This is a genomic window from Stakelama saccharophila (genome assembly GCF_032229225.1).
In the GTDB taxonomy this organism is placed as follows: Bacteria; Pseudomonadota; Alphaproteobacteria; order Sphingomonadales; family Sphingomonadaceae; genus Sphingomonas; species Sphingomonas saccharophila.
Genome location: NZ_CP135076.1, coordinates 82,071 through 99,332, shown reverse-complemented (window position 1 = coordinate 99,332; position 17,262 = coordinate 82,071). Strand labels below are relative to the sequence as shown.

General features: G+C 66.0%; 15 protein-coding genes. 5 read left to right on the top strand and 10 right to left on the bottom strand.

Going from position 1 to position 17,262, the window contains the following annotated elements; genetic code table 11:
- The first annotated feature begins 87 nt into the window (after positions 1-87).
- The 4 genes from RPR59_RS00475 to RPR59_RS00460 all read left to right on the top strand — a co-directional run bounded on the left by RPR59_RS00475 (position 88) and on the right by RPR59_RS00460 (position 4,621).
- Positions 88-1,122 carry a tetratricopeptide repeat protein gene (locus RPR59_RS00475; protein WP_313915556.1) on the top strand — a complete coding sequence of 345 codons (1,035 nt, stop codon included), beginning with the start codon at positions 88-90 and terminating at the stop codon, positions 1,120-1,122.
- A gap of 2 nt (positions 1,123-1,124) precedes the next feature.
- Positions 1,125-1,460, top strand: coding sequence for a hypothetical protein (locus RPR59_RS00470; protein WP_313915554.1), 336 nt, complete (start codon positions 1,125-1,127; stop codon positions 1,458-1,460).
- Between the two features lie 195 nt (positions 1,461-1,655).
- Positions 1,656-3,236, top strand: a complete 1,581-nt coding sequence (locus RPR59_RS00465; protein ID WP_313915552.1) for a lysine--tRNA ligase — start codon at positions 1,656-1,658, stop codon at positions 3,234-3,236.
- A 290-nt stretch (positions 3,237-3,526) separates the two neighbouring features.
- Positions 3,527-4,621 carry an alkene reductase gene (locus tag RPR59_RS00460; RefSeq protein ID WP_313915550.1) on the top strand — a complete coding sequence of 365 codons (1,095 nt, stop codon included), beginning with the start codon at positions 3,527-3,529 and terminating at the stop codon, positions 4,619-4,621.
- Between the two features lie 3 nt (positions 4,622-4,624).
- On the opposite strand, the gene RPR59_RS00455 is transcribed toward RPR59_RS00460, so the two are convergent.
- From RPR59_RS00455 to RPR59_RS00420, 8 genes are all read right to left on the bottom strand, one after another.
- Positions 4,625-4,978: a YbaN family protein gene (locus RPR59_RS00455; RefSeq protein ID WP_313918558.1), complete on the bottom strand. Its 354-nt coding sequence runs from the start codon at positions 4,976-4,978 to the stop codon at positions 4,625-4,627.
- 299 nt (positions 4,979-5,277) lie between these two features.
- Complete coding sequence (locus tag RPR59_RS00450) at positions 5,278-5,820, bottom strand: GNAT family N-acetyltransferase (RefSeq protein ID WP_313915548.1); 543 nt, start codon at positions 5,818-5,820, stop codon at positions 5,278-5,280.
- Positions 5,820-6,239 (bottom strand): 6,7-dimethyl-8-ribityllumazine synthase, encoded by a 420-nt coding sequence (gene ribH / locus RPR59_RS00445; protein ID WP_313915545.1) that lies wholly within the window; start codon positions 6,237-6,239, stop codon positions 5,820-5,822. The genes RPR59_RS00450 and ribH overlap by 1 nt, the downstream gene beginning before the upstream one ends.
- Positions 6,239-7,531 (bottom strand): 3,4-dihydroxy-2-butanone-4-phosphate synthase, encoded by a 1,293-nt coding sequence (gene ribB, locus RPR59_RS00440; RefSeq protein ID WP_313915543.1) that lies wholly within the window; start codon positions 7,529-7,531, stop codon positions 6,239-6,241. The genes ribH and ribB overlap by 1 nt, the downstream gene beginning before the upstream one ends.
- A 49-nt stretch (positions 7,532-7,580) precedes the next feature.
- Positions 7,581-8,189 carry a riboflavin synthase gene (locus RPR59_RS00435; protein ID WP_313915541.1) on the bottom strand — a complete coding sequence of 203 codons (609 nt, stop codon included), beginning with the start codon at positions 8,187-8,189 and terminating at the stop codon, positions 7,581-7,583.
- Between the two features lie 2 nt (positions 8,190-8,191).
- Entirely contained in the window at positions 8,192-9,145 is a 954-nt protein-coding gene (ribD, locus tag RPR59_RS00430) for a bifunctional diaminohydroxyphosphoribosylaminopyrimidine deaminase/5-amino-6-(5-phosphoribosylamino)uracil reductase RibD (RefSeq protein ID WP_313918556.1), read from the bottom strand.
- Positions 9,146-9,159: 14 nt separating this feature from the next.
- Positions 9,160-9,510 carry a hypothetical protein gene (locus tag RPR59_RS00425; protein WP_313915539.1) on the bottom strand — a complete coding sequence of 117 codons (351 nt, stop codon included), beginning with the start codon at positions 9,508-9,510 and terminating at the stop codon, positions 9,160-9,162.
- A 55-nt stretch (positions 9,511-9,565) separates the two neighbouring features.
- Positions 9,566-11,065 carry a S10 family peptidase gene (locus RPR59_RS00420; protein WP_313915537.1) on the bottom strand — a complete coding sequence of 500 codons (1,500 nt, stop codon included), beginning with the start codon at positions 11,063-11,065 and terminating at the stop codon, positions 9,566-9,568.
- A gap of 635 nt (positions 11,066-11,700) precedes the next feature.
- Between RPR59_RS00420 and RPR59_RS00415 the strand changes: the two genes are divergently transcribed.
- Positions 11,701-14,037, top strand: a complete 2,337-nt coding sequence (locus RPR59_RS00415) for a TonB-dependent receptor (RefSeq protein WP_313915535.1) — start codon at positions 11,701-11,703, stop codon at positions 14,035-14,037.
- A gap of 125 nt (positions 14,038-14,162) precedes the next feature.
- Here the strand turns inward: RPR59_RS00415 and RPR59_RS00410 are convergent, their stop codons facing one another.
- A complete protein-coding gene (locus RPR59_RS00410; RefSeq protein ID WP_313915533.1) occupies positions 14,163-15,353 on the bottom strand; it encodes an ATP-binding cassette domain-containing protein in 1,191 nt (396 codons plus the stop codon).
- The gene (gene choW, locus RPR59_RS00405; protein ID WP_313915531.1) at positions 15,354-17,111 is read right to left on the bottom strand and encodes a choline ABC transporter permease subunit; all 1,758 of its coding nucleotides are present in this window, start codon (positions 17,109-17,111) and stop codon (positions 15,354-15,356) included. It lies immediately after the preceding gene.
- Positions 17,112-17,262: the final 151 nt, after the last annotated feature.

Below are 17,262 nucleotides of genomic sequence, written 5' to 3'. Positions count from 1 at the left end.
CTCAAGGCGAGGCATTCCTCGGCTGCACAAGCCTATCGGATCGCACCGTGGGACGCGCGGATCGGTGCGGCATATGCGCGCAGCCTGGTGGTGCCCGACGCCGATCAGAGCCAGCTCGCCGCCGCCGCCGACATTGCCCGCGACGTCTTGTTGCGGGACGCCGCCGCCACCGATGCGGTAATCGCGCTCGGCCTGGCGGCCCAGATCGAAAACCGGGTGGATGCCGCCCGCACGGCCTTCCATTATGCCGAGCGCCTGTCGCGGCGGGAGTTGCAGACGCAGCTCTGGGCGATTGTCGATCTCGCCGGGCAGGGCGATATTCCGGGCGTCATCCGGCAATATGACATTGCGCTGCGCACGGCGCCTGGCGCGGCATCGGAGCGCCTGTTTCCTGCCCTGTCGTCGGTGCTTTCGGATCCGCAGGTCAGGCGGCTGCTGGTGGAGCGGCTCGGGCGGGATCCGGCATGGCGCGACAGGTTCCTCGGCTATGCGGCACGCGATGGGGAGGACCCCGAAGCCGCACAGCAACTTTTTACGGCTCTGGACCGCGCGCACGTTCCCGTCCCCGAGCCCGCAAAGGTGGGGCTGATCTCCTCGCTAATCGCGGCGGACAAGTGGGATTCGGCCTGGTCCTACTATCAAACGCTGCATCCACAGGCGAACCGTGCGTCCTCGCAGGACCCGGATTTCCGCTACCGGCCGAAATATCGCTCGCTGTTCGATTGGGTGCCGGTGGCCCAATCCGGCATCGCCGCCACGATCGGCAGCGGTGGAGATGGCGGTGTGTTCACCTTCTCGACGCCGCCCGGTGTCGGCGGGACGGTGCTCCGGCAAATGGAAGTGCTTCCTCCCGGCGAGTACGTCGTCGAAGGCGTGAGCGAGCGCATCGACCAGCCAGACGTTTCCCGGCCCTATTGGCAGTTGAGCTGCTATCATGGCAGCGAATTGGGACGCGTCGAACTCCCCAATTCGGACCGGAACGGCGGTCGCTTTTCCGGGCGCTTCATGGTTCCAGAAGATTGTCCGGCGCAGGTTCTCACGCTCGTCACGCGCGCGTCGGACGACATCGCCGGGGTCGAAGGACAGATAGCGCACGTGCAAATCCGGCCCGCAGGAGAATGATGATGGTCTTGCAACGCTCCGCGAGCATCCGGAAATGGCGGATCGTTCTGATATCCGCCGCCGTCGGCCTGACCCCGCTGGCGGCGCACGCACAAGTCGCGCCGACCGAGACGGGTGATGCCCCCGTGGGCGAGGTGGGCCAGCGACTGAGCCGTTCCGACCTCGCGGAAAGCGGTATCGCGTCGCCGATGGCGCGAATCGACAACCGCATTCGAAACAGGGTGCAATCGCGTATCCGCAACCGGATCGACCGGAACTACGATCCGCTCGCGAACGCGACGTCGCCGTTCCGGGTGGCAAGCGAAGAGGCAGAGAATACGAGGCGCATCGGTCGCTAACCCCTCGCGGTGGAGCTGTTTCGGCCGGTGCTGCGGACCCGAATATCAGGTGATCCTCGGTAGCGCGGATCAGCCATCGGGGCCGCGGCCCAGCCAATCGGTAAAGTGCAACCGGCCGGGACGCGCAGGTCTGCCCGGCCGCGCAGCGATTCGCATTTGCGATTCCGCGGCGCACAAGGCAGATGCCGGTGCATCATGACCGACACCGATCTCCGCTCCGCCGCTCTCGAGTCCAAGGCCTGGCCGTTTGAAGAGGCGCGCAAGCTCCTGAAACGCTATCCGCAGGGAAAGCCGGGCGGCGAGGCGATCCTGTTCGAAACCGGCTATGGGCCCTCGGGCCTGCCGCATATCGGCACCTTCAACGAGGTGCTGCGCACGACGATGGTGCGCCACGCCTTCGAAACGCTGTCGGACCAGAAGACACGCCTGGTCGCCTTTTCGGACGATATGGACGGGCTCCGCAAGGTGCCGGACAACGTGCCGAACCAGGCAATGCTCGCCGAGCATCTCGGCAAGCCGCTGACCGCGATCCCGGATCCGTTCGAAAAGTATGAGAGTTTCGCGCATCACAACAACGCGATGCTGCGCGACTTCCTCGACCGCTACGGCTTCGATTACGAGTTCGTGTCCTCGACCGAGCGTTATACCTCTGGCGCGTTCGACGATGCGCTGCGGAACGTGCTCGCCAACTATCCGGCGATCATGGACATCATGCTGCCGACGCTGCGCGCGGAGCGGCAGGCGACCTATTCGCCGGTGCTGCCGATCAGCCCGAAATCGGGCGCCGTGCTGCAGGTTCCCGTCGAAGTCGTCGATGCCCAGGCCGGCCTCGTCCGTTTCGAGGACGAGGGCGAGACGATCGAACAGTCGATCCTGTCGGGCGGCGCCAAGCTGCAGTGGAAGGTCGACTGGGCGATGCGCTGGGTCGCGCTCGGCGTCGATTACGAAATGTACGGCAAGGACCTGACCGACAGCGGCGTGCAGTCCGGCCGCATCGCCAGGGTACTCGGCGGCCGCCGTCCCGAAGGGCTGATCTACGAGATGTTCCTCGACGATAAGGGCGAAAAGATCTCCAAGTCGAAGGGCAACGGCCTCAGCCTCGACGAGTGGCTGACCTATGGCTCGCAGGAGAGCCTGGCCTTCTACATCTACCGCGAACCGCGCAAGGCAAAGCAGCTTCATATGGGCGTCATCCCGCGCGCGGTCGACGAATATTGGCAGTTCCGCGCCGCCTGGCCCGACCAGGACGTGTCGAAAAAGCTCGGCAACCCCGTCCATCACATCCACAATGGCCAGGTGCCGGCGGAAACATCGCCCGTGACGTTCGGGCTGCTCCTCAACCTCGTCGGGGTGATGGGCGATGCGACCAAGGATCAGGCGTGGGGCTATCTCGCCAATTACGTGCCCGATGCCAGTGCGGACGAATATCCCGCGCTCGATTCGCTGATCGACTATGCGCTCGCTTATGGCCGCGACTTCGTGGCGCCGACGCTGCATCGCCGCGCACCGGCGGGCGAGGAGGTTGCGGCGCTGCGCGACCTAGACGCGGCGCTGGCGGCACACCAGCCCGGCGGCGATCCGGCGGCCGACATCCAGAACCAGGTCTATGAGATCGGCAAGGCCCATTTCGGCAAGGAGCGGCTGCGCGACTGGTTCAAGGCGCTGTACGAGACGCTATTGGGCTCGTCCCAGGGGCCGCGCATGGGCAGCTTCATCGTGCTCTACGGCGTCGAGAACAGCCGCAGGCTGATCGCAGAGGCGCTGGCCAGGGCCTGACTCCGCCCTGGGTCGCCCGGAACGGCGGCTGTCAGGCACGACGGCGACTGCGACCAAGATAGGTGCCAACAGCAGCCGCCAGAACGCCGCCGAGACCGGGCCGACATCGGCGAGGCGGACCAGCCACGACCCGAATGCAAGCGTGATATTGGCGCCGACGACCAGCACGGCGGGCAGCGGAAACCGCTCGCTTTGGCCGGGCGAAGATATTCTTGGGTGCGTCGATTCGTGCGTGGGACCGTTTGCCGCCCTATCTGGCCTGCAACGTCAACGCACGAAGGAATTGATGCATGCCCAGCCTGTTCGACCCGATCCAGCTCGGCGCCATCCACGCGCCCAACCGCATCCTGATGGCGCCGCTGACCCGCGGCCGCGCGACGCGCGAACATGTGCCGACCGCGATCATGGCCGATTATTATGCGCAGCGCGCCTCGGCCGGCCTGATCATCTCCGAAGCGACGGGGATCAGTCGCGAAGGCTTGGGCTGGCCCTATGCGCCGGGGCTGTGGACCGCCGAACAGACCGAAGCGTGGAAGCCGGTGACGGAGGCAGTGCACAAGGCGGGTGGACGCATCGTCGCCCAGCTCTGGCACATGGGCCGGGTCGTGCATTCGAGCTTTCTGGACGGCGCACAGCCGCTGTCCTCGTCCGCCACGCGCGCGCCGGGCAAGACGCACACCTATGACGGCAAGCAGGAGCATGTCGAGGCGCGCCCGGCGACAAAGGACGACATCGCCCGCGTGCTCGACGACTATTCGAACGCCGCGCGCAACGCGAAGAAGGCCGGGTTCGACGGCGTGCAGCTTCATGCCGCCAATGGCTATCTGATCGACCAGTTCCTGCGCGACGGCGCAAATTTCCGCGACGACGACTATGGCGGCAGCCCGGAAAACCGCGCCCGGCTGCTGCGCGAGGCGGTCGAGCGGTTGATCGCCGAGGTCGGCGCCGATCGGACCGGCGTGCGCTTCTCTCCCAATGGCGACACGCAAGGCGTGGAGGACAGCAACCCGGAAGCGGTCTATGTGCCCGCCGCCAAGTGGCTCGCGGAACAACAGATCGCCTTTCTCGAACTGCGCGAACCGGGGCCGGAGGGAACGTTCGGCAAGACCGAGCAGCCGCGTATCTCGCCCGCGATTCGGCCGGTGTTCGATCGTCCGCTCGTGCTCAACCAGGACTATGGCTATGCCGAAGCGCAGGCGGAACTCGATGCCGGACTGTGCGATGCGGTGGCGTTCGGGCGCACCTTCCTCGCCAATCCGGACCTGCCGCGGCGTTTCGAGCGGGGAGCCGATCTCAACAAGGACGAGATGGCGACCTGGTACAGCGGCGGCGCCGAAGGCTATGTGGACTATCCCGCGCTGGCCGAGGCGGAGGCGGCCGAATAGCGCTCAGCGTTCGGGACGCGTCCAGATCCAGGTTCCGCTGGCGAGCATCGCCGCCAGCGGAAACGCGACCCAGGGCCAGCGCATCCAATAGAGCGCGGCGGCCACGCTGACGGCAAAGGCCGCCGTCGCCATCCATTTGCCGCGCCGGGAAATCGCGCCAGCCTCTCGCCACGCCGCGATGTGCGGCCCGAAGCGCGGATGTTCGATCAGGCGGCGTTCCAGCGCCGGGCTCGACCGCGCGAAGCAGAAGGCGGCGAGGATGACGAACGGCACCGTCGGCAGCAGCGGCAGGAAGACGCCGACAAGGCCGAGCGCCAGCGCGGACCAGCCGCCGAGAAAGAACAGGGTGCGCGTCACGCCGTAGCTGTGCCAGCGACCGAACCCGCGTGCCAGCATAAAGGCGAGTTCGCGTGCAACCGTCATTCTGCCGAAAGTGGGAAACCCAGGGCCGCAGCATTCAGGGTTCTGGATGCTGAATCGCGTTCCGCATGACGGGCTGTTCGGTGTCTCGCCTGATTGGCGTGTCGCAAGAGGATTGCGCCTCCTACGGCAGTGCTCCTGCGCAGGCAGGAGCCCAGAGCGACGAACGCTGCGCTGTCCGGCTCTGGATCCTGCCTGCGCAGGAATACGGACGTGACAGCAGGCGGCGCGCCTGGTTACCCCGCTTCCCGCCGGGCGCGCCATTCCTCGGCGGTCTGGCCCCAGGCGTCGACGCGGATATGGTCGAGCGGGCGGGGGAGCGTCGTCGGCCCGCCGTTTTGCGATCCCAGGCGCCTGGCAAGGGCGGCCGAGCGCGCATTGTCCGGGGCGATGGTGTGGATAATGTGCGTCCAGCCGAGGACATCCACGGCATAATCCATGCACATGACCGCCGCTTCATGGGCATAGCCACGGCCGGCGAATTCGCGTCGCACGCCCCAGCCGACCTCGGTTCCGGGCCAGCCCTCGGGTTGCCACGGGCCGATGCGCCCGACCCAGGCGCCGGTGGCGCGCTCGATCACCGAGAACATCGAGAAGCCGCGCGTGATCCAGGCGCCCGCGCGCAGGGACAGGTCGCGCCATGCCTCCGCGCGGTCCATCGTGCCGCCGAGATGGCGCATGGTTTCCTCGTCGGCGGCGAACGCGGCATAGCCGTCGAGATCGTCGCCGTTCAGCGGGCGCAGCATCAGCCGCTCGGTGAACAGAACGGGTTCGCGCATCAGCCGAAACGCTCCTTGAGCGCGAGCATGGCAAGCGCGGCCTTCGCCGCCTCGCCGCCCTTGTCCTTCTGGTCGGGCCGCGCACGGACCAGCGCCTGTTCCTCATTCTCGACCGTCAGGATGCCGTTGCCGATGGCGATGCCGTCCATCGACAGCGCCATCAGCCCGCGCGCGCTTTCGCCGGCGACGATCTCGAAATGATAGGTCTCGCCGCGGATCACCACGCCGAGCGCGACGAAGGCGTCGTAGCGGCCGTGGAGCGAGGCGAAGGCGACCGCGCCGGGGATTTCCAGCGCGCCGGGGACGGTGAGCGTCCCGTGGTCGTGGCCGCCCGCGTCGAGCACGGCACGCGCGCCTTCGAGCAGGTGGTCGTTCAGATGGTCGTAGAAGCGCGCTTCCACAATCAGGATGTTGGCCATTACTTTGTCCCGCAATCGATCGGCCGCTCGCCTACGATCGACAGGCCGTATCCGTCCAGCCCCACCAGCGTGTGGTGGGTGTTGGTGAGCAGTTCCATTTCCTCGACGCCAAGCTCGGTCAGGATCATCGCGCCGACGCCGTAGTCGCGCAGTTCCTCCATATCGGCGCCCTTGAGCGTGCCGGCCTTGGCCTGCACCGCCATGGTGAACTGGTCGGCGCGCGGCTTGTTGATGACGACGACGACGCCCGCACCTTCCTCTCCGATGATCTCCATCGACCGGCGCAGCATCCCGCCGCGGTCGCCGCTTTCGCCGAAAATGTCGGTGAAGGGCGACAGTGCGTGCATGCGCACCAGCGTCGGCTTTTCGGGGTCGACATGGCCCTTCACCAGCGCGACCTGCTCGGTATGGGCTGCCTTGTTCCAGAAGGTGATGACCTTCCACTCGCCGCCCCATTCGCTGGTGAAGCTCGTCTCCGCGCGCCGCTCGACCAGATGGTCGTAACGCCTGCGATATTCGATCAGGTCGCGGATCGTGCCGATCTTGAGATTATGAAGCTGGGCGAATTCGATCAGGTCGTCGAGCCGCGCCATGGTGCCGTCGTCCTTCATGATCTCGCAGATCACGCCCGACGGGTTGAGCCCGGCGAGCCGGGCGACATCGACCGCCGCCTCGGTATGGCCGGCACGCACCAGCACGCCGCCCTCGCGCGCGATCAGCGGGAAGACATGACCCGGCGTGACGATATCGTCGCGGCCCTTCGACGAATCGGTGGCGACCGCGATGGTGCGCGCGCGATCGGCGGCGGAGATGCCGGTGGTGACGCCTTCCCTGGCCTCGATCGAGACGGTGAAGGCGGTTTCGTGCCGCGTGCCGTTCGACCGGCTCATCAGGTCGAGGCCGAGCTGTTCGACGCGCTGCCTGGTCAGCGACAGGCAAATGAGCCCGCGGCCGTTGCGCGCCATGAAGTTGATCGCGTCGGGCGTCGCCATCTGCGCGGGGATGACGAGATCGCCCTCATTCTCGCGGTCCTCGTCATCGACGAGGATGAACATGCGGCCGTTGCGCGCCTCGTTGATGATTGCTTCCGCGCTCGCCATCACGCCCGTGCCGCCGCCGTTGACCAGATAGCGCTCAAGCTTCCTGAGCGTCTCGGCGGTCGGATTCCAGTCGGGCTCGTCGAGCCGGCGCAGCGAATTGGCATGGAGGCCGGCGGCGCGTGCGAGGCCGGCCTTGGTGGCCTCGCCATCGGCGACGAGGCGGCGGACTTGATCGATCAGGGGCGTGCTCATGCGCGCCCGCATATCACACCCTAATGGCTGCTCGCAAGGGAGTGTCACATCACCGTGTGATGTTGAGCTGTTCCATTCGTTTGAGATAGCGGGCGAGCACGTCGATCTCGAGATTGACCGCCTGCCCCTCGGCCAGATCGGCGAAGGTCGTGACCTGCGCGGTGTGGGGAATGATATTGAGGCCGAAGCGGACGCCGCCCGCGACGTCCTCGACCGAATTGACCGTCAGCGAGACGCCGTCGACGGTGATCGAGCCCTTGGGCGCCACAAAGGGCGCGATTTCCGGGCCCACGGCGATGGTGACGCGGTGCGAGCCGCCTTCCTCCCGCAGTTCGACGACGTCGCCGATGCCGTCGACATGGCCGGTGACGATGTGCCCGCCCAGTTCGTCGCCGACCTTCAGCGCGCGTTCGAGGTTGAGACGGGCGCCCTCGCGCCACTGCCCATCGGCGGTGCGCGCGACGGTCTCGCCGGAAACATCGACCGCGAACCAGCCCGGCCCCTTGTCGACCACGGTCAGGCAGACGCCCGAACAGGCGATCGATGCGCCAAGGTCGATGGTCGCGGTGTCGTAGCCGCACGCGATGCGCACGCGCAGGTCGCCCTGCTGGCCGGCGGCTTCGACGGTGCCGATGTCGGTGACGATTCCGGTGAACATGGTCAGTCTCGAACGCGCTCATAGGCTTCGAGGCGGTCGCTGCCAAGCATGCGCTGGTCGACCAGCCGCCAGCGGCCATGCGCATCGGCCAGCCGGTCGAGGCCGATATCGCCGATTGCCGGCCGCCCGCCGCCGATCAGGATCGGCGCTCGGTAGATGAGCAGGCGGTCGATCAGGTCGGCGGCAAGGAAGGCCGATGCCGCTCCTGCGCCGCCTTCCACCAGCACATGGTCGACACCGTCGAGATCGGCGATCCGTTCCGGCGCGCCGACCACCGTCAAGCCCGCGACCGTATCGAGGCTGCGCGTCAGCAGCACGCGGCGCGGCGAGCGATTGTCGAGCCCTGCGAGTCGGACGTCGAGCTTGGGCGCATCCGCTTCATAGGTCCCGCGTCCGACGAGGATCGCTTCGTGCCGCGCGCGTTCGAGATGGGCATGTGCCCGTGCCGCCTCGCCGGTGATCCAGCGGCTCTCGCCATCGGCGCGGGCGATGCAGCCGTCGAGCGAGGTGGCGAGCTTCAGCGTCACATGCGGCCGCCCGAGCGCGCGGCGCGTCAGGAACCCGGCCATGCTGCGCCGTGCCGCCGCCTCACCGACGCCGATATCCACCGCGACCCCGCTGTCGCGCAACCGCCCGATCCCGCTGCCGTCGGTTCGCGGATCGGAATCGCCGAGCGCCGCCACCACCCGCGCGACGCCCGCTTCGATCAGCAGGTCCGAACAAGTCGGCCCGCGCGGCGAGGCGTGTGCGCACGGTTCGAGCGTGACATAGACCGTGGCGCCGCGCGCTGCCGCGCCCGCACGGTCGAGCGCCACCGCCTCGGCATGCGGCCGGCCGCCGGCTTGCGTCCAGCCGCGCCCGACAACGCGACCGTCCTTTACGATCATGCACCCGACATTGGGATTGGGGGCGGTGCGCCCGCGGCCGCGCTCGGCAAGCGTTAGCGCCGCCGCCATCCAGCGCGCATCGCTCACAAGCCCCAGCTATCGAGGCTGTTGTCGACCTCCCGGAACTGCTCGCGCCGCGCGGCCCGCAGCCGTGCGAGCTCCGCCTCGCGTGCCGCGCGTTTTGCCTTCGCCACCTTCGCGGCCGCCGCGATCTGTTCGTCGGTGCGGTTGAGCGGCCAGCTTTCGACATAGATGATCTCGGGCGCTGGCGGCGGCGCCGGGGGGGGCGCGTCGATCAGAAAGACGGTCACGACCGTCATGGTGACGACAAGCGACGCCAGCATGAACCACAGCTCATGGCGTTTGCGCGTCAGCAGATAGCGGCGCAGGTCGCGATAGGCGTGGAGCGGCGAAAAAAAGCGGAGAAAGCGCATCGCCGCCAAGATAGGCCGAACGCGCGCCCGCCGCTAGAGGCGGGCGCGCCGTCGGTCAGCGGCGGTACATCGCCTCGGCATCCTGGCGGAACGCAGCGCCGCTGTCGTCGCGGGTGTAGAACATGTGTCCGCCATGATAGACGTTGAGGTCGATCCGCTGCTTCATGCCGAAGGACGGCATCTGGTCGATCAGGAGCTGTGAGCCGAAGAACGGGCAGGACAGATCGTTCCAGCCATGCGCGATCATCACCGCCATATCGGGATCGTTGGCGATCGCCCGGCGCAGGTCGGCGACCGGCTTGTCGTCCGGCGTGCCGCGATCCCACGCCTCGTTCACCTCGTAGGACAAAGCGTGATAGCGCGCATCGATGTCCCAGCCGACCACGCGGGTGACGAAATCGACCATCGCACTCGTCGTCGGCGCGATCAGCGCGTTCAGGATCGGATCGCCCGAATTGCGGTCTGCCGACGCCGGGAATGGGTCCCAGGCGGTGACGTTGCTGTCATAGACGCTGCCGATCCGGCCTTCGTCACGGCGCGTTTCGCGCAGATAGGTGCCGATGTCTATGCGGCCATCCAGGTCGTCGACGATCTTGGGGTCGAGCCCGGTCAGCGCCGCGACCTTCGTCTCCAGCCGCTGCGTGGCGACCGGGTCGGCGCGGCCGGCGAAGAAGTCGGTCACGAACTGGCCGCGGGTATAGGCCTCGACATCCGCCATCGCCGCCGGGGTGAGCTTGCCTTCGCGCTCGAGCTGGCCCGCCGCCATCGACGGCAGGTTGATCATCCACGGCAGCGGCGATAGCGCCGTTTCGTCGCCGATCGCGGCCGGATCGAGATAGGGCGACACCATCACCAGCCCCTTGACGCCCACGCCCATCTGCGTCTGCAATTCATAGGCGATGCGCGGCGCGCGGTAGCCGCCATAGCTTTCGCCGATGACATATTTGGGCGAGCGCAGTCGCTTGTTCGTCACCAGCCAGTCATAGACGATGCGCGACAGATATTTGATGTCGGGTTCGTTGGCGTAGAAGTCCTTCTTCGTCTTTTCCGCATCTTCCAGGCTGCGGCTGAAGCCGGTTCCGACGGGGTCGATGAAGACGAGGTCGGTAAAGCCCAGCCAACTGTTCGGATTGTCGGTGAGGACGGGCGCGTCCGACGGGGAATCGCCGGCATCGCCGAAAGGCACGTGCTTCGGGCCGATCGCGCCGAGATTGAGATAGACCGAGGATGCGCCGGGCCCGCCGTTGAAGGCGAAGGTGACGGGGCGATCGACGTCGCCGCCGGGGACGGTATAGGCCGTATAGACGATGTCCGCGATCTTCTTGCCGTCCTCGTCGCGTACCGGCAGCGATCCGACGGTCGCCTTGTAGCGGATCGTCCGGCCGCCGATCACCGCGCTCTGATCGACGGTCTTGTCTTCGGGAAGCGGGGGAAGGTCGGGCTTGGTCTCGGTCTTCGCCTTCTCGTCCGACGGCTTTTCCGCTTGGGCCATCGCCGGTGCCTGCACCGCCCCGAGCGCCAGCCCGACCAGTGCCGCCGCAAACCATCCCCGCATCGTATTCCCCCGCAATCTTGCCCAAAACCTCGGGACCCTGTGTACCGGCATGGCGACGAAGCGCAAGCGCGGCGGTGCCGGTTTCGGCCCGCCGCGCCCGCACCGGTGGATCAATCGCGCAACCGGAAGCGCACCGCCATCGGTATCAGCTTTCCTGCGGTGCAGCGCGGCCGCGGCCGGGCTCCGCCGCGCCGGGCGCGTCGATCACCGGCGAACAGGCTTCCGATCCGAGATGCTGTCGAGCTGAAGGCAGGCCGGCCAGGCGCGGGTATCTCCCTGCTGACTGCATGACTGTTCAACCAAATCGGAACGGTGTGCTGAACATCGGTTCAGCGTTCGTTTCCGATGGCCGAAGATCGCAATTTGCGTTGGCTATATAGGGCAGAAATGCGTGCGTCATGGAACTGTAGCAGTATCAAACTAAACGGCCGTGCGTCGATTATACGGTTGATCAATTTCTATGGTTCGCTATGCGAAGGCGGTACGCCGATTTTTGGCCGGTTCCCGCCACCAGCGCGAAGGCAGACCTCTGCGGGCTGCCGGATCGGGCGCGTTCGATGTGGTGAGGCGGATCGGATCGCGAGGTCGCAAATCCAGCCGATTTGCGATGCCTTTGACATTTGAAAGGGGATTAGATGCGCAGCAGGATTTTGGTTACCTCCAGTGTTATGGCCGTCGCCTTTGCAACGGCGACGCCGAGCTACGCCGCAGCCGCTGAAACAGCCGATGGCGAAGCCGCGCCGAAGGCGGCCGCGCAGCGAGCGGCGTCTTCGGATGCTGCCGGCAAGACGGTTGAGGAGATCGTTGTCATCGGTCGCGGCGAGACGCGCCAGGTGCAGGGGCTGACGCAGGAAGACATCGCCGTTTCCCCGCCGGGCACCAGCCCGCTGGCGCTGCTCGACAAGCTGCCCAGTGTGAATTTCCAGTCGGCGACGCCGTTCGGGTCGAACGAATGGTCGACCCGGATTTCGGTGCGCGGCTTTACCCAGAACCAGCTCGGCTTCGTCCTCGACGGCGTGCCGCTGGGCGATATGAGCTACGGCAATTTCAACGGTCTGCATATCAGCCGTGCCATCTCGTCGAACAACATCGCGCGCACCGAATTGTCGCAGGGCGCAGGCGCGCTGTCGACGCCGTCGAGCTCCAATCTGGGCGGCACGATCGAATTCTTCAGCCGCGACCCGGCCGACGAGATCGGCGGCGACGTTTCCGCAACCTACGGGAGCAACGATGCATGGCGCCTGTTCGGCCGCGTCGACACCGGCGACCTGGGCGGCGGGGTGAAGGCCTATTTCAGCGGCGATTACGCCCAGACGCCGAAATGGAAAGGCAAGGGCGCGCAGCACGCGCTCCACGTCAACGGCAAGGTCAAGGCGCCGCTGGGCACCGACGGATCGATCTCGGCGTTCGTCAACTATTCCTATCTCGCCGATGACGATTATGTCGACATGTGGCCCGGCCTGCTCGAGCGGAAGGGCTATAACTGGAACTATCTGCGCTACGACTGGGACACCGCGACAGCGATCGCCGATAACTATCAGGAGCGCGGCATCTACGAGGCCGACTATCCGGGATATGGCACGCTGACCGGCGACGATGCCTATTATGACGGATACGGCCTGCGCCGCGACATCCTGATGGGCGCCAATCTGGAATACGACCTCACCGACAAGCTCAGCGTGGAGCTGACGCCCTATTACCATCGCAATCGCGGCATCGGCACCTGGTGGACTTTCTATACGCCGACGCCGGGCGGCGCGAACCTGTCGGTTCGCGGCACCGAATATTGGATCGATCGCGAAGGCCTGACCGGCAGCCTGTCCTATGACCTTTTCAGCGGCAACACGCTGGAAGTCGGCGGCTGGTACGAGCACAACGACTACAAGCAGGCGCGCGACTATTTCGGCCTGCGCGATACCGACCATTCCAGCATCCACCCGCGCGAATGGCCGGACCATCCGTTCGCCTATGACTATTATTACGACTTCAACATCAACACGTATCAATATTATGTGCAGGATAGCTGGCAGGTCACCGATGCGCTCAAGGTGACCGGCGGGTGGAAGGGCATCGATGTCGACATCGTGTCGCGCTACGATCCCGAGCGCACCAACGTCGACACCTGGGGCACGAACGGCGAACTGGAAGCCGAGGACATGTTCCTGCCGCAGGTCGGCCTGAACTATCGCCCGATCGACGCGCTGGAGGTGTTCGCGAGCTATTCCGAGAATATGCGCGCCTTTACCACCGGCCCGTTCATCACCTCGCCCGACCAGTTCGCGGCGCTGAAGGCGTCCGATCTGAAGCCGGAGACGTCCTGGACGGCGGAAGGCGGCGTTCGCGTTCACCTGCCGCGCTTCGACGGATCGCTCGCGGCCTATCATGTGAAGTTCGACGACCGGTTGTTCAGCGTTTCGCCGTGCACCGCCATCCAGAGCTGCCCGTCGATCCTCGACAATGTCGGCTCGGTGACGACCAATGGCATCGAGGCGACGGGCACCTATCGCCCGGTACGCCATCTCTCGCTCTATGCGTCCTATTCCTATTCGCATGCCGAATATGACGATGACGTGCTGAACGGCGGCGGCGAAGTCGTCGTCGCGAGCGCCGGCAAGGCGGTCGTCGATCAACCGCGCCATCAGGCGAATGCCGAAATCGCCTATGACGACGGCGCCTTGTTCGCGCGCGCCAAGGCCAATTACCAGAGCAAGCGCTACGCCACGTACGAGAACGACCTGTCGTTCGATGGCCGCACGCTGGTCGACCTGACGCTCGGCTATCGCCTCAAGGGTGACGGCATGCTGGGCGGCACCGAGATCCAGCTCAACGTCACCAACCTGACCGACGAGGAATATGTCGCGACGATCGGTGAGACGGGCGGCTATCTGACGAGCTATTCGGAAGGCGACTATCAATATTTCCTGGTCGGCCCGCCGCGCCAGGTGTTCGTGACGCTGAAGAAATCCTTCTGAGGCCTTCTGCCCTCAGGGATTTTACGGAAAAAGGGGCGGTCGGTTCGACCGCCCCTTTTTTTTGATCGTCTCCGCCGCGCATGTCGGCACGTGCGGGAAGGAAAAAGGGGACGGGGCGGCGATTCCTATCCGGCGCCGCCGACATCGCCCAGCCCGCGCAGGATGTCCTGCCCGTCGCAGATGCCGACGACATCGCCGCGGCGCGTCAGGATGATGGGATGGCCGGTCTCCCCATAGATGCGCATCAGATCGCGCACCGGGGTCGCAGCGGGGCAGCGCACCAGCCCCGACGAAGGGGCACCGCTTCCTGCCGGGTCGGGTAGCGATGTAACGGTGACCGGTTCGTCCTCGATCGTGACGCTGTCGCCCTGCATGCGGTAGCGGCCGGCATCGTCGAGCAGCCAGGCGTCACCGTCGCGCGGCAGCGACTCGATCGGCCGCATCACCATGGCCCCCGTGACGACGTGGAGCGGGTTCATATGTTCGAGGAAGCTGGCGACATAGGGCGTTGCCGGGCGCAACATGATGTCCTTGGGCGTGCCGCTCTGCACCATGCGCCCACCCTCCAGCAGCGTGAGCTGATCGCCCAGCTTGAAGGCTTCGTCGAGATCGTGGCTGACGAACAGGATGGTCTTGTTCACCGCTTGCTGCAGTTCGAGCAGGTCGTCCTGGAGCTTCGCGCGGATCAGCGGGTCGAGCGCGGAGAAGGGTTCGTCCATCAAGAGGATATCGGCATCGGTGGCGAATGCGCGCGCCAGCCCGACGCGCTGCTGCATGCCGCCCGAAAGCTCGCTGGCATAATTTTCCGCCCAGTCGGTGAGACCGACGAGCGCGAGCTGTTCGTCGACCTTGTTGGCGATCGCTGCCTTGGTGTCACCGCGCAGTTCGAGCCCGAGCGCCACATTCTCGCGCACCGTGCGCCAGGGCAGCAGCCCGAATTGCTGAAACACCATAGCGACGCGGTGGCGCCGGATGTCGCGCAGGGTCGCGGGCCCGCACGAGGCGATGTCCTGTTCGCCCTGCTCGCCATGGACGATCACGTGCCCGCGCGTGACCGGGTTGAGGCCGTTTGCAGCCCGCAGCAATGTCGACTTGCCCGACCCCGACAGCCCCATCAATACCGAGATGCGGCCCTGTTCGACGGCGAGATCGGCGTGCGCGACGCCCAGTACGACCCCTGTCGCGTCGGAAATGGTCGGCCGATCCGCGCCCTCCGCGATCATCGTCATCGCCCGGTCGATCGCCGCCTCGCGCTTGCGGCCCTTGCCCGGCGCGAACACGATCGTGACGTCGCGGAATTCCAGCGCGGTCGCCATTTACGTGTCTCCCTTGGTTTCGCGGCGCGTGATCCGGTCGAGGATGATCGCGAGCAGGACGATGGCGAAGCCGGCCTCGAAGCCCATGCCGACCTGCACGGTGTTGAGCGCGCGCACCACCGGTACGCCAAGTCCCCCGGCGCCGACGAGCGCCGCGATGACCACCATCGACAGGCTGAGCATGATGCACTGCGTGATGCCGGCGAGGATCGACCCCGCCGCGGCCGGCAGTTCGACGCGCAGCAGCAATTGCCGGTCGGTCGCACCGAACGACCACCCGGCCTCGATCAGCGGCTTGGGCACCGACATGATGCCCAGTTGCGTCAGCCGGATGGGCGCTGGCAGGGCGAAGATGATCGTCGATATCAGCCCCGGCACCACACCCAGGCCGAAGATGACGAGCGTGGGGATCAGATAGACGAAGGTCGGCAGGGTCTGCATCAAATCGAGGACCGAGCGCAGTCCTTCATAGGCGCGCGGGCGGTGCCCCGCCCAGATGCCGATCGGCACGCCCACCGCCGTCGAGATCGCGGCGGCGAATACGACGAGCGCGAGCGTCTGGATCGTGGCGTCCCAATATCCCTGATTGATGATGAACAGGAGCGCGAGCGGAACGAAGACCGTGATCGCCACCGAGCGCCTGAGGAACCAGGTAAGGATCGTTGCGAGCAGCACGAAGAGGAGCGGCGGTATCGCGGCGAGCGCGGCGGTCAGCACCTTGATACTGGTGCCGACCGCGGTGGATACGAGGTCGAGCAGGCCGCTGTGCGCTTTGATCCAGTTCACCGCGGTCGTCATCCACGCCCCGACCGGGATCTTGTGCCGGGTGATGAAATTGCCGGCCGACGCAGCGTCGGCGCTGCCGAACATCGAAGGATCGGCGGATTTGCCGTCGATGGTGGTGACGCCGTCCAGCCACGCCGCCAGCCGTTCGGGATGATCGGCGAGCCAGTCACCGGCGCTCGCCTCGGCATCGCCCGTTGCGATCACGCCCGCCATCAGTGCGTTCTCGTCCTCGACGTCGAACGCCAGGTTGCGCAGCAGCCGGGCGACATTGGGGCACGCGTCGAGATATCCTCGGCGAACCGTGGTATAGACCTTCGCGCCGCCGTAATTCGGGCCGAACACCGCGTCGCCGCCAGAGAGATAGCGCATGTCGAACCGGTCGTTCATCGGGTGCGGCTGCCAGCCGAGAAACACGATCGGCTTCTCCTGCCGCACCGCACGTTCCACCTGCGCGAGCATGCCCTGCTCGCTGCTTTCCACCAGGTCGAAATCGCCCAGCCCGAACTGGTCGTGGGCAATCATGCCGAGCACCAGGCGGTTGCCGTCATTGCCCGGCTCGATACCGTAGATGCGGTGGTTCAGCGCATCGCCGAACTCGGCGATCGACGCGAAATCGGTAAGGCCGCGTTTATACAGATAATCGGGCACCGCCAGCGTGTAGCGCGCGTCGGTAAGATTGGTGCGCACCCGCGCGATCGAACCGTTTTCGATATAGGGCGCGATATCGGCCTTCTGCATCGGCATCCAGTTGCCGAGAAAGACGTCGATATCGCCGCGCGCCAGACCGTTGAAGGTGACCGGTACTGACAATACGGACGTTTTCGGCCGATATCCCAGCCCGCGCAATATCCGTGCGAGCGTCCCCGTCGTCGCGGTCACGTCCGTCCATCCGACATCGGCGAGGCGAACCGTTCGGCAGGCCTGAGCGCCGGCCGCCGGTGCCGCATGAACCGGCCGTGCGGGCATCAGCATCAGGGCGAGCAGAGCGATTGTCCAAAATGCCGTGAGACGGCGCATAGGAGACCTTTCCGGGAAGAAGTCGGTAATTGAACGCATGTTCAGGAAAACTGCAAGGCTTGTTTTCCCTGCCGCAATTTGCCCTTGCCCCAGGGCGATTATCGCG